The sequence below is a fragment of the Spirosoma luteum DSM 19990 genome (assembly GCF_000374065.1).
GTDB classification, from domain to species: domain Bacteria; phylum Bacteroidota; class Bacteroidia; order Cytophagales; family Spirosomataceae; genus Spirosoma; species Spirosoma luteum.
This window is the reverse complement of record NZ_KB893266.1, coordinates 20,218-33,950: the sequence shown is the minus strand read 5'-3', so window position 1 is coordinate 33,950 and position 13,733 is coordinate 20,218. Positions and strand designations below refer to the sequence as shown.

The 13,733-nt window shown below is 47.7% G+C and carries 9 protein-coding genes and 1 pseudogene; 4 read left to right on the top strand and 6 right to left on the bottom strand.

The window, feature by feature from the left end:
* The first annotated feature begins 28 nt into the window (after positions 1-28).
* The 3 genes from B156_RS0117570 (at position 29) to B156_RS0117560 (ending at position 4,835) form a co-directional block, all read left to right on the top strand.
* Positions 29-478, top strand: a complete 450-nt coding sequence (locus B156_RS0117570) for an RES family NAD+ phosphorylase (RefSeq protein ID WP_018621085.1) — start codon at positions 29-31, stop codon at positions 476-478.
* A 264-nt stretch (positions 479-742) separates the two neighbouring features.
* Positions 743-3,262, top strand: coding sequence for a DNA gyrase subunit A (gene gyrA, locus B156_RS0117565; RefSeq protein ID WP_018621084.1), 2,520 nt, complete (start codon positions 743-745; stop codon positions 3,260-3,262).
* A gap of 139 nt (positions 3,263-3,401) precedes the next feature.
* Positions 3,402-4,835 carry a tetratricopeptide repeat protein gene (locus tag B156_RS0117560; protein ID WP_018621083.1) on the top strand — a complete coding sequence of 478 codons (1,434 nt, stop codon included), beginning with the start codon at positions 3,402-3,404 and terminating at the stop codon, positions 4,833-4,835.
* Between the two features lie 182 nt (positions 4,836-5,017).
* On the opposite strand, the pseudogene B156_RS29360 reads toward B156_RS0117560, so the two are convergent.
* From B156_RS29360 to B156_RS0117545, 3 genes and pseudogenes are all read right to left on the bottom strand, one after another.
* Positions 5,018-5,749: pseudogene (locus B156_RS29360) on the bottom strand (DUF3078 domain-containing protein); the annotation flags it as partial.
* 511 nt (positions 5,750-6,260) lie between these two features.
* Positions 6,261-6,776, bottom strand: coding sequence for a helix-turn-helix transcriptional regulator (locus B156_RS0117550; RefSeq protein WP_018621079.1), 516 nt, complete (start codon positions 6,774-6,776; stop codon positions 6,261-6,263).
* Positions 6,777-7,366: 590 nt separating this feature from the next.
* Positions 7,367-8,182 carry a 2,3,4,5-tetrahydropyridine-2,6-dicarboxylate N-succinyltransferase gene (locus tag B156_RS0117545; protein WP_018621078.1) on the bottom strand — a complete coding sequence of 272 codons (816 nt, stop codon included), beginning with the start codon at positions 8,180-8,182 and terminating at the stop codon, positions 7,367-7,369.
* Positions 8,183-9,565: 1,383 nt separating this feature from the next.
* Between B156_RS0117545 and gap the strand changes: the two genes are divergently transcribed.
* Complete coding sequence (gene gap / locus B156_RS0117540; RefSeq protein ID WP_018621076.1) at positions 9,566-10,564, top strand: type I glyceraldehyde-3-phosphate dehydrogenase; 999 nt, start codon at positions 9,566-9,568, stop codon at positions 10,562-10,564.
* Positions 10,565-10,647: 83 nt separating this feature from the next.
* Here gap and trmB read toward each other — a convergent pair whose 3' ends face one another.
* From trmB to B156_RS0117525, 3 genes are read right to left on the bottom strand one after another with little or no spacing between them, the layout of a single operon-like run.
* Positions 10,648-11,307, bottom strand: coding sequence for a tRNA (guanosine(46)-N7)-methyltransferase TrmB (gene trmB / locus B156_RS0117535; protein ID WP_018621074.1), 660 nt, complete (start codon positions 11,305-11,307; stop codon positions 10,648-10,650).
* A gap of 2 nt (positions 11,308-11,309) precedes the next feature.
* Positions 11,310-12,599 (bottom strand): bifunctional folylpolyglutamate synthase/dihydrofolate synthase, encoded by a 1,290-nt coding sequence (locus tag B156_RS0117530; RefSeq protein WP_018621072.1) that lies wholly within the window; start codon positions 12,597-12,599, stop codon positions 11,310-11,312.
* Positions 12,600-13,574: a hypothetical protein gene (locus B156_RS0117525; RefSeq protein ID WP_018621071.1), complete on the bottom strand. Its 975-nt coding sequence runs from the start codon at positions 13,572-13,574 to the stop codon at positions 12,600-12,602.
* Positions 13,575-13,733: the final 159 nt, after the last annotated feature.

Genomic DNA, 13,733 nt, shown 5'->3' with positions numbered 1-13,733 from the left:
AACGGCTCAACAGGCCAATTGCATCCGAATGCTTGTCTATCGCATCACAAAGACGGTGTACGCCAACCGCCTGGTAGCCTCGGGCGGGGCTGCCCGCTGGAACAGGGCCGGTCAGTTTGTGCTGTACACAGCCGCTACCCGGGCGTTAGCCTGCCTGGAAAACGTGGTTCACCGGAGCGGGGAGGGACTCACCGCCGATTTTCGGGTAATGAGTATCGACGTACCGGATAGCCTTTCTATAGAGACCGTTCCTATTGATGCCCTGCCAGCCGACTGGTATGATTTTCAGCGGTACGATACCTGCCAGCAGCTAGGAGGGGAGTGGCTTCAGCAACGCCGGTCGGCCGTTTTGAAGGTACCATCCGCCATTATCCCCAACGAAAGTAATTACCTGCTCAACCCGGCGCACCCCGATTTCAGCCGGATAAACCTGGTGCGTACCGACCGGTTTGTTTTCGATCCGCGCATCAAATCGTAGGATAATCAGACAGAGCAGGCGCCCTGTTAATTGGTTATGTTTTAGTTGAAATAGAATTGTATTACAGATGGATTGTATTGTTGAGTACATGCCTGATAATATGGTTTTGCGCCGATTCATTTTTGCGCGTTTTTAGCCCACTTAGACGCGCTTTTACGGGTTTATTTCTGTTTTCTCCTGAAAATTTTGTATATTTGTGTATAGTGAGGCTTGCGTGAACTGCGTAGGCCAGAATAGTAATTTTCTGCGAAACTACTTTATCAAATGGCGGACCAAAATCCCGACCTCGAAGCTCCCAGTAACATTATTCCTATCAACATTGAGGACGAAATGCGCGGAGCCTACATTGATTACTCAATGTCGGTTATTATCTCGCGTGCTCTTCCCGACGTTCGTGACGGCCTGAAGCCGGTTCACCGACGGGTATTGTTCGGTATGGCTGAACTGGGAGTCAGTTACAACAAACCCCACAAAAAATCAGCCCGTATCGTGGGCGAAGTACTGGGTAAATACCACCCCCACGGCGACTCGTCGGTGTACGATACCATGGTTCGTATGGCCCAGGACTGGTCACTCCGGTATCCACTCGTGGATGGGCAGGGGAACTTCGGCTCCATCGACGGCGATTCTCCGGCAGCCATGCGGTATACCGAAGCCCGGTTGAAGCGGATTGCTGAAGAGCTGCTGAACGACATTTATAAGGAAACGGTTGATTTTCAGCCCAACTTCGATGATTCGCTCGAAGAGCCAACCGTTATGCCGGCCAAGTTACCAAACCTGCTGCTGAATGGCTCGTCGGGTATTGCGGTCGGTATGGCTACGAACATGGCCCCGCACAACCTGACCGAAGTTGTGAACGGGATCATCGCGTACCTGGACAACAATGACATCACGATTGAGGAGTTGATGCAGTACGTTAAAGCACCCGATTTCCCGACGGGGGCGACCATCTACGGCATGGAGGGCGTAAAGTCGGCCTTCATGACGGGGCGCGGCCGGGTAGTGATGCGGGCCAACGCCACCATTGAAGAGAACAGGGGCAAAACTCAGATTATCGTATCGGATATTCCGTACATGGTCAATAAATCGGTGATGCTTGAAAAAACGGCCGAGCTGATTAACGACAAGAAAATTGAAGGGATAGTCGCGTTTCGGGACGAATCGGATCGGGACGGGTTGCGGGTGGTGTATGACCTGCGCCGGGATGCCATCCCGAACGTGGTGCTGAACAATCTGTATAAGCATACCTCGCTGCAATCGTCTTTCAGTATCAATAACGTGGCCCTCGTTAAGGGACGGCCCATGATACTGAACTTGAAAGATATGATGAAGTACTACGTTGAACACCGGTTCGACGTGGTTACCCGCCGGACGCAGTACGAACTGCGCGAAGCCGAGAAGCGGGCGCATATCCTGGAAGGTCTGTTAATCGCCCTGGATCACATCGATGCGGTTATTACGCTGATTCGCTCGTCGCGGGATGCGGAAATAGCCCGGACGGGCCTGATGGCGCAGTTCTCCCTGAGTGACTTGCAGGCAAAGGCCATTCTGGAAATGCGGCTGCAACGCCTGACGGGTCTGGAGCGCGATAAACTGCAGGCGGAATATGATGAGCTGATGCGGGAAATTGCCGACTACAAGGAAATTCTGGCCAGTGAAGAACGCAAGCGGCAGGTTATCAAAGAAGAACTGACCGACATACTGGCCCGGTACGGGGATGAACGCCGGACGCAGATCAATCCGGTAGGGGATGGTAACATCAGCGACCTCTCCCTGATTGCCGACGAGGATATGGTGATTACCATCTCGCACGAAGGCTACATCAAAAGGACACCCACCACCGAGTACCGGTCGCAGAGTCGGGGAGGAGTGGGGTCGAAAGCGGTTGTGACCAAGGAAGAAGATTTTACGGAGCACCTGTTTACGGCCACCATGCACAACACCCTGCTGGCATTTACTCAGAAAGGCCGTTTGTACTGGTTGCCCGTCTATGAACTGCCCGAAGGGTCCCGTACGTCCAAAGGGCGGCCACTGGCTAACTTTATCAACATTGAATCGGATGATAAAGTACGGGCGGTCATCAACGTAACCGATCTCAAGAACGAGGACTACATCAACAATAACTACATTGTGATGTGTACCCGGCAGGGGACCATTAAGAAGACCATGCTGGAGCAATTCTCCCGGCCCCGTCAAAATGGGATCATTGCCATTACAATTGATGAGGACGATCAACTGATTGGCGTGTGCATGACGAATGGCGACAACGAAATCGTGATTGCCTCCAGTGCGGGTAAAGCCGTTCGTTTCCACGAAAGTCGCGTTCGCCCGATGGGCCGCACGGCGGCTGGTGTGCGCGGCATATCGCTGGACGAATCCGATAAGACCGACCACGTGATTGGCATGGTCTGCATTCTCTCCGCGGCCGCTCAGTTGCTGGTTGTGTCGCAGAATGGCTACGGCAAACGATCCGACATTGACGGGTATCGGATTACGAACCGGGGGGCCAAAGGTGTCGGTACGTTGAAAGTTACCGAGAAAGTGGGACGGCTGGTTGCGGTACTCGACGTAGCGGACAACGATGATTTGATGATCATCAACAAATCCGGTATTGCCATTCGGACACCGGTCAATGCCATCAGTGTGATTGGCCGGAATACGCAGGGGGTGCGGCTCATCAGCCTGCGTGACGGGGACGAAATATCGTCCGTAACCAAAATAAAACAGGAAGAAGGGGAGGAGGCAATCGCCCTCGATTCGGAACCGCTACTCGTTGAGGAATAAGCGAATGAACGAGTAGGTTTTGAGCCGCCGGACTGACCAGAAATCAGTCCGGCGGCTCAAACAATTTGTAGATGGTCATGCTTATACGGACAGAATCCGTAATTTCGTTATTGAATTAAAAAAACAACCCCGATTACACATGAAACAAATTTTTGTTATTCTCGTCGCGTGTTGCCTCTCAGTAGGGGCGTACGCACAGCAAACTGGTTCCGCAGCCGTGGACCAGGCTGCCCTTGACGCTTTTAAAAAGGAGAAAGAAAAAAGCGATAAAGATATCACCGACGCCAAAGCGGGCGGAAAAGCGAGTACCTGGCTGGACCGGGCTAAAACGTATCAGAACATTGCCATCAGCGGTAATATCAAGCTGGACTCGGCTGCTGCGACTACGGCTTATGATGCCTATAAAAAGGTTATCGAACTGGATAAAGACAAAAAAGGGGGTCCTGGTAAGCTAGCTAAGGAAGCAGAAGAGGCCTTGACGAGTCAGAACCTGTACAATGCCTTTATGCAGCAGGGGGTCGCTAAATTCCAGTCGAAAAATTACGCTGAGGCCATCAAGTCCCTGGGCATAGCGGGCAATATCAATCCCAAGGATACGCTGGCCCCCCTGTACTCAGCGATTGCGGCTCAGCAGGTAAAAGATAATGCAACGGCCAAAGTGCAGTTGGAAAAGTACATTGCCGGTGGGGGTAAGGATGCCGCCATTTATGGTTCGTTAGCGATGCTTTACCGGGCCGATAACGAAATGGACAAGGCGCTGGCAACCCTGGACAAAGGCATTGTTCTGGATCCATCGAATAAGGATTTGGCCAATGAGAAGATCAATATCATGTTGACTTCTAATAAAATGGATGAGGCTATCACCAGTATGAAGCAGATGGTAGAGAAAGATCCGAACAACGTTCAGAATCTGGTTAATCTCTCTATTGTGTATAATAACATTGCACACAAGGAAGATGAAGAAATCCGGAAACTGGAAAGTTCGTCTAAAAAGGGGGATAACACGGCAAAACAACTGGCTGATTCCAAGAGCATTATTGATGCCTATAACAGTGAGATTGCCCGGTTGAACAAGCAGAGTAAAACGGCTGAGGTGAAACGCCAGCTGGCCGATGTGCAGAAGCGGTTGACGGAGCAAAAGGCTGAGTATGCTAAACTGGACGCATCGGCAAAAGAAGCCGCAGCCAATGCATCTTCGGCTGCGGCTGGTGAGAAAAAACTGGCTGATCTGAAAAAGGCGCAGGACGACAATCTGGCCTTGGAAAAACAGTATCTGGGAAAAGCGCTGGCTGTTGACCCTAATAACTTCGATGCCAACTACAACATGGGGGTGTACGTTTTTAACGAAGCGGTTAAAATGAAGCAGGGCGTCGACAAAATGTCGATGGCCGAATATACTAAGTCCGGTAAAGAAGCAGACGGTAAGGTATGCGGCAAATTCAAACAGGCATTACCGTACTTTCTGAAAGCCAAGGCGGTGAAAGAAGAGCCTGAATTGACGAACAACCTGGAAACTACCCAACGGGTGTTGAAAGAGTTTGAAGAGAAGAAGGTGGCTTGTATCGAGCCGTAGTACTATAGAATAGAGTAGGGCTGGTTAATACCAGCCCTACCTTTTTAATTATCTACTTAACATAATATAAATTATACAACAAACTGTATAATCCTGGAATAGCTTAACAGTATATACTATGTAGTAGGTGTACTGGAACAGGTAGTAGCTGTTACCTGTCAACGCAGCGTAAGAAAGAACAGTTACAGTGTCAGAAAGAAACCAATCGATAGGGCCTGACTATATTGAATCGTGTTATCCTGATCCTGATCGTACAGGATAACTCCGCTAAGGTTAGCATTCATTACTTTGTTTATCTTACCCGTAATGGTCAGATCAAGCCGGTGGTCAGTAGCGGCCAGATTCCGGTAATCAGCAAAGAGTTGGTACCGAAAATTAAGGTTGATGTTACTGGCTATATCATGGTCGTAGTTAGCCACCAATTGAAATGCTACCTCGGTTCGGCTGGTCCGGTCGAGCGGTACACCATAATTTTGCGGTACGTACAGCTTGACGGTTGGATCGGTTACGAACGTTTGCCGAACCGTTAGCAGACCCAGTTGAAGGTTAAAATCATCCGTTGGTTCGTATCCCAGGCCAAACGACTCCGTCAGGTAACCAGGAGCGAAAAAGTTGGAAATCTGATTGTCCTGCTCCTGCCCGGAAGGCAGGGTGATATAATCATAACCGGGAGCAAACTGCGACAAGACATTGAGTGAGCCAAACCATTGCCAGCGGGTGGAAATGAGATACCCCGCTTTAGCGTCAAAAAACAGCCGGTCCGAGCTTTTACGTTGTGCCTGCTGCGCATTTTTAACGATACCGTATTGAAGTTGCGTCTTTATGGTCCAGTTGAAACGGTTCCTTCGGTAAGCGAGCCGTCCATTGAACAAAAGACCAAAAGCAATGGAGTTAACCCCACCCCCTTTCCAGTTGTCGCTGAATGAACCCTAGTTCAAATTTATGCCGGCTTCGAGTTTATTACGCCAGTAGGTTGAATCCGGTTTAATCGCTACACTGTCGACGGTGTTGCCCCGGTTCAAGAGCTTACGTAGTTCAGGACGGGCTGTTGTGTCTGATTGCGCTGAGGCAGTTGGTAGACTAACCCCTAAAAGAACGGAACTACTAAGTAATAAAAGACGAACAGCAGCTAGCACAGCGAAGGTAGAGATAACGGATGAGCGAGGAGGTAGTAGACGTAACGAAGGTCGGCAATTTAGTGCCAGGTAACCAGGAGCACCGTAAGCAATAATAGGAATATCCTTACGTTTTTTCAGGATTACGTACTAATAATCCACGTGGAACACTAAAGTGTTGCTTTACAGCTAGTTAGCCTTGTCTATGGGTGAAAACGCATTTTTAACGCATTTGAGGGCACTTTAATTGAAAAAAAGGAAGAATCAGCCGACCATTTTTAGCCTGAAAACACCTGAATTTTTTCTTTACTTACACCGTTGGGGTGAACTCCCGGAACGAACCGTCTGTATAAAAAATAAGGATTCGTTCTACCTTTTTCTCTCCCGATGCGTTGGCTGTAAACGGTTCACTGGCTTGATTATCATCCGCTTGTACCACCATATTCTGGGGCGGAATTTCAGTACGCTGACTACGAACACTAGTAGGTTGGGGTACAGCAGCGTAGGAAACCCCTGGCTGTACTGTATTGAATTGGTCTGAGCGGTTCTGTGCTGGTCGGCCAACTCCCCTATTGGTATAATTTGACCCTGATGAATTCATCTGTCGGTCATTTAACCCCGGTTGATTTTCTTCTTCCATAATCCATTCGTACCCTAATTCGGGAAAGCGACGAATTATTTTCTGAATGATATCGAAGCTGGGGCGATTTCGACCCGAAAGAATGTGCGAGATACTGGATCGTTGAACGCCAATCTCATCGGCAAAATAAGACGGAGTCAGATTCTTCTCAATGAGTATCTGTTTAATTTTGTCATTTATAGTCATATCCCTTTTAGTCAATGTATTGGATGTATCGTCATACTGTATAGAAACGTCACAAATATATAAAATAAGTTAATGTAAATGATTAGTTCAACAATAGGATTACAATAGATTATAATTACATAAGTGAATGATTCGTCTAAATAATAATGTAAATATAAACAATTTACCAAGTCAACAATTTAACGTAGATGTAAATCAATAATACAGATGGGGATTTATTAAAAGTATAGTCGAGTAGATACCAGTTGTACATCGTGTACTNATGATGTAAAGTCTTTTCATCACGTCAAAAAAACAGGGCGGAACAGAAAGGCCCCACGATTAAGAAAAACGTACTTTTCATTAACGTATGAAAAGTACGTTTTTCTTTTAGTCAAAACTGTTAGCCCCTCCTTGCTAATTTGATCCGGTTAAACAAATCCTACTCTTGTTGATCCTGTAGCCGACTTTCATTCAATGACAGTTACAGCCCAGAGTCAATCCTACAAGTCCATGAACACTTTACTATAAAGAAGCTAAAACCACTAAGAGCGCCTTTATCGGGGGCGCTCTTAGTGGGATAAAAAAATTAATTAGTTAAAGCCAGCTACCTACACAGAAATATTGTTTTCGCGTAGCGCGTCATTCAGGGAAGTCTTTAGATCGGTTGAAGCTTTACGCTGGCCGATGATAATAGCACAGGGAACATGATAGTCTCCCGCTGGAAACTTTTTGGCATAACTTCCCGGGATAACCACTGAATTAGCAGGAACGTACCCTTTGTATTCGACGGGCTCGTTCCCCGTTACGTCGATAATTTTCGACGAACCTGTGATTGTAACACCCGCACCTAGTACAGCCCGTTTGCCAATGTGTGCTCCTTCAACTACAATGCAGCGTGAACCAATAAATGCTCCGTCTTCAATAATAACGGGAGCTGCCTGGGGTGGCTCCAGTACCCCCCCTATTCCAACGCCCCCACTCAGGTGAACATCTTTCCCAATCTGGGCGCAGCTCCCAACGGTTGCCCAGGTATCAACCATCGTACGCTCGTCCACATAAGCACCAATGTTTACGTAGGACGGCATCAATATAACACCCGGTGCCTGGAACGATCCATATCTGGCAACGGCTGGTGGAACGGCCCGAACGTTAGCCGTTGCAAAATTCGTTTTTAGCGGGATCTTGTCATTGAAGGTGAAAATACCTACTTCTTCAGCTTGCATCTTTTGACTGACAAAGTAAAGTAGAATGGCTTTTTTCACCCATTCATTCACCGTCCAGGAACCCGACTCATCCGTTGGTGGTGTGGCTACCCGCAGTTCTCCCCTATCTAATAAATCAATTACTTCCCGTATACTATTAAGCGAATCCTCTTCGGCAAGTAGTGTTCTATCGTTCCAGATAGCCTCAATTTTTTGTGTCATTTAAGTGAAGTAAAAGTTAAAGCAACTCATGATAAGTAGTTGACTAATAGCAATATATAATTTAAGACAAAATATTATATTGTTATACATCAATAGCATAAACACTGATTGCTATGTTTTACCAAAGGTACACAGAAGGCGATTATAGTTATCGTATAAGGCTGGTAAAAATTAATAGCCAGGTAAGCCAGTGCAGCTTATCAAGCAAACAGCCCCGTTTCGCTGCGACTTACATAAAGCCAAACAGTTTATTATAGGCAGCCTAAGTGGATAACTTATATATCAAAATACTTGCCACCCAATCACTCTGATCCATTCAGGAAAAGATATAGCTAACTGATAATTTTACCTTCTTCTCCGAATTAATAAAGTTTCATACGTTGAGCTGGTATAAGGCACTTACTTAACTGGCCCTGTTCAACCCTATTTTTTGGAACGTTGCTATTTCCTCCGTTTATTCAGCTAAAAATGAAGGCAACTGTACTTAATACAAAAGGCTGTTTTTGTGGGGTGGATCAGTGGTGGCCCCTTGGCGACGATCACCATTACCTCTAGCATCAGCGGGCGATTAAAATCGCCCGCTGATGCTAGAGGTATAACCACACTGAAGAATAAGAACGTCCGATTAAGAGCTAGGTCGTTCAGGCAATCGAATCACGCTGAAGCAATAAAATGATCGTGACGTTAAAGATAAATTGATTGGAAAATCTTCTAGTGACTTAAGACTCCGCTCCTTTCGTGTTAGCTGAAAAAACACATTGATGGCTAGTCTGTGCTGTTAAACATAAATCAGGTGGTAAGTCTTAGTATGGATTATTATAAAGTTTAAAAGTGACACCAATGCATATAGTAATCAAGCAGATTTAAATAGTATTACTTTCAACCGCAGAATTGTCATTCCGACAAAGATCTTCATTATATCACTGTAGCATCGGACAGGGTGGTCAATGCCACAACAAAAAAATAGGCAACGTAATCCTGCGTGATATACACCGTAAAATGATTGTATACGCGCTAAGTTGTTTAGTAATTAGAGTGGGTGCTGCTATAAAGGTTAGTTGGTTTAAAAAATAGATGGCAATGTTGTTGTAATGAGCCCTAGTAGTATGGTAGCAATACAGCAGAAGGATATATTAGTAAGTAGTCAATATTAGCCAAATTTTTAGTATAATAGGTAGTAATTGCTAAATAAATTAGTAAATAATACTAAAATTACTATTAATAATTAGTAAAATTAGGGTATTATGCTAATAATAGGGGCTTTTAACCATTATTTACTAAATATGTCTATTTAATTTGCTAATACCTCCCCTACTACTAATTATGGTTGCCCTTAATTAATACGTATATTTGGACCCGAAAACAAACCAATTTTCTCTGTTCATGGAAAAAATACGCGTTGCTATTAATGGCTTTGGTCGAATCGGACGGTTATCGTTCAGACGGCTTCTTGAAAAGGAAAATATTGAAGTAGTCGCCATAAATGACCTCACGGACAATGCGACACTTGCCCACTTACTGAAATATGACTCTGTACACGGTAAGTTTCCCGGTACCGTTACCGCTGATGGCGATAGCCTGACTGTAAATGGTATGCGTATAAACGCTTATGCCGAACGTGATCCGAAAAAACTACCCTGGAAAGATCTGACTATTGATGTGGTACTGGAATCGACAGGCCGTTTCGTTGATGAAGCGGGTGCAGGTATGCACCTGGAAGCCGGTGCCAAAAAGGTAGTCATCTCTGCTCCTGCTAAAGGGAACATTCCTACGGTTGTTCTGGGTGTGAACGATGATACACTAACGGGCGACGAAACGATTATTTCGAATGCTTCCTGCACGACTAATTGCTTGGCTCCAATGGCCAAAGTATTGGATGATGTGTTCGGTATCGAGAAAGGATACATGACAACGATTCACGCCTATACGGCTGATCAGAATCTACAGGATGCGCCCCATTCCGATTTACGCCGGGCAAGAGCGGCTGCGTTATCGATCGTTCCTACCTCAACTGGTGCTGCCAAAGCAGTGGGGCTGGTATTGCCACAACTTAAAGGCAAACTGGATGGTAATGCCCTGCGCGTACCAACTCCAGATGGGTCACTAACAGATTTGACAGTTATCCTGAAGCGGGAAGTAACCGTGGAAGAGGTCAACAACGCCATCAAACAGGCATCCGAGACTACGCTGAAAGGGTATCTGGAATACACAACGGACGAAATTGTTTCCATCGATATTGTTGGCAATCCCCACTCCTGTATTTTCGACTCTAAACTAACAGCCGCCAATGGTACACTCGTTAAGGTAGTGGGCTGGTACGATAATGAATACGGTTATTCCAGCCGGGTTGCTGACTTAATTGTGAAGTTGTTCAATCGGTAGTTGTACATAAATGTAAATTACAATGTTATACAATTGATAATTTACATTTATCATTAAAATTAATTACAAATGGGTGTAGTTTATTAAACTGCACCCATTTTACATTGTAAATAGTTGATTGTAAATCCTTTGTCGAAGAACAGTTGTTCGTACAGTGTCTTTATACCTATGTGAATTTGGTTCAGGGGGGAGTTATAGAGATCAGTTGTATATTGTAAACTGTTGCTGACTGGTTTAACCTGCTCGAGGCTGTAAGAAAAGAGTTCGGGACTATCCGTCTTCAAATGAAGCGTCCCTCCTGCTACGAGCAGGTGTTTATAAATTGATAAAAAACGAGGGTGCGTAAGCCGATGCTTTTCCTGTTTGGGGCGCGGTTGCGGATCGGGAAAAGTGATCCATATCTCGTTTACTTCATTCTCCACAAAAAATTCCTGCAGAAAATTTATGTCCGTCCGCAGGAAGGCTACATTCGATAAGCCAAGCGTTTGAGCAGTCTGGGAGCCCCGTGCAATTCGATCCCCTTTAATATCGACACCAATAAAATTTGTGTTGGGAAATGCCTGAGCCAGGCCTACCGTATACTCCCCCTTGCCGCAGGCCAACTCTAAAACGATGGGGTTATCATTCCCAAAATACGCCGACCGCCATTGACCGCGAATCGTTTTATAGAGGGGTTTACCTATTTCAATAACATTCGGACTTTCGGCATTTTGCAGAAAGCGGTGGGTTTTTCTTCGTGTCACGGTTATAGATTCGTTAATTCGGCAATGGTATAATTACTGCCCGTTACCAGAATCAGGTCGTCGGGTGAGGCATCGGCAAGGGCCGCCGTCAGGGCAACATTGACATCGGGAAATGCTGCTCCAATTCGGTTGGCGTGGGCGGCTTCCGTTTGCAACAGGTCAGCTGACAAGGAGCGGGGTGTCTGCGCCTGACAGAAATAATAGACCGCCTGTTGGGGTAATGAATCCAGCAATCGGGACCGGTCTTTGTCGGCGACCAGGCCCAATATGATCCGCAACATCCGGTAGGAAAACGGCGCAATGGTTTCCAGTAATGCCGCTAAACCGGCCTCATTATGGGCCGTATCAGCAATAACCATCGGCGTAGTTTGCAGGGTCTGAAATCGTCCCTTTAACCCCGTCAGCTCACTCACCTTGGCTAATCCGTTTCGCCGGGCTTCTGCCGGGACAGGCCAGAGCGGTTGCAGGATATCGACAATGGCCAGCACAGCAGGCAGATTCTTAAGTTGATAACTCCCCACTAAATCGAGTTGGTAAACCTGCTCTTCCTTTTCTTCGGGTCGTTTTACCAACACCTCCCGCTTACCCGCCTGGACTCCGTTATCCTGAACGGTATAGCGTACATCGGCAAAGGAAAGCGGGGCGTGCAATACCTCCGCCGTATGGCTAAATACTAAAGCGGTAACCGGGTTAGATTCACCTACTACAACCGGTACGCCGGCTTTTATGATACCCGCTTTTTCAGCCGCTATCTGCGGCAGGGTATCCCCCAGTATATCCGTATGGTCGAAGGCAATGTTGGTAATGAGGGACGCTTCCGGTATAATAACATTGGTCGAATCAAGCCGCCCGCCCAGGCCCGTTTCAATAATAGCCAGGTCGACCTGCTGCCGGGCAAAGTAATCGAAGGCCATAGCTACAGTAACCTCAAAGAAAGATGGCTCGATGGATTCGATCAGGGTCTGGTAGGTAGTAACAAAATGCGCTACGGCCTCCTCCGCCATGGGCTGCCCGTTGAGCCGGATTCGCTCGGTAAAGGATTTCAGGTGCGGGGACGTATAGAGACCCACCCGATACCCCGCCGACTGATAAATTGCCGCCAGCATGTGCGATGAGCTTCCCTTTCCATTGGTGCCCGCCACGTGAATGCTGCGAAACCGCCGGTGCGGATTCCCCATTGCGTCGCACAGGGCCAGGGTATTGCCTAATCCGGGTTTGAGCGCCTTGGGACCAATCCGGTGAAATACCGGGAGCCGACTATAGAGATAGTCGAGTGCTTCGGCGTACTGCATCTACTTCGCCTTGATAATAAAGGTAATGGTTCCCTTGGCCGTGGGGGGAGTTGACCCGCCTTTGGGCCGCAGCCTTAGCCGCTGAACCGCCTTTCGGTATAAATCACTAACGGCGGGACTGACCGTACTCTGCAACTGACGAACGTTGATGATATCCCCACTCCCGTCTACGGTAAGCTGGAAAACTATCTTACCCGTTTCATCCGAACCGTCATTTACAGATGGACTCCCGGCCATCGACCAGCCGGATACATCAAAGGCCACCCCCGTGGCTGAGCCCCCGGGCGTACCGTAAAATTCCTTCGCGTTTATCTTCCCGTTGGGATTGCCTTTGTCACCCACCCCGCTGGCATCGTCGCCGTTGTTGTTGCCACCGGTGCCCGACGCTTTCCCGACGGTCCCGTTGGAGCCTCCCCCTCCCGACGGGGCGGATCCGCCGGATTTTTTAAACAGGGCATCGTTATTGACCGTTTCCACCTTTTTGGCGGGTGTGGGGGGCGCGGGGCGTTCGACCGGGGCCGCGGCTTTGGGTGACTCTACCCGTTTGGGTTCGGGGCGCACGGGTGCCGTAACCGGGCTTTCGTCGGCTTTACTGGTAATAATGGGTTTCTCCGTCGGCGTTTTGGCGGGTTTGGCATCGACTACTTTGGGGGAAGGTGTCACCCGCGATTTTTCCACCCGGGGCGGAGTGTTCACCCGGGGCGGTTCCACGGTGCGGCTGGGGCGTTTTTCGGCGGCTTTCACGTCCTCCGCATTGGGTGAGTCAGATGCCTTGTTATAGGTCTGTATTTTACCACTCCCCCGGGCATCCGTACCGAAGTTAACCTCGATAAATTCAATCGGCGGGGGGTCGGGGACCGTCTGGGTGAGGTTGACCAGGAGCAATAGGGCAATCAGGATACCGTTGATAATAACGGCTCCCGCCAGGGATTTCATCCGGATTTCTTCTTCGTTCTCAAATGTTATACGGTTCATTCGGAATAGGGTTAACGGAGTAAATGTACGATTGACCGGGTTGGCGGTGCGGTGAATAGCTACGTTTCAGTCAGTATAACGCTCCTGCACCCGGCTTCGTTTATGATTGGGGCTGATTATGCCCTCCTCCGGAACAAAGTAACTAAAAATCTTTGCCGA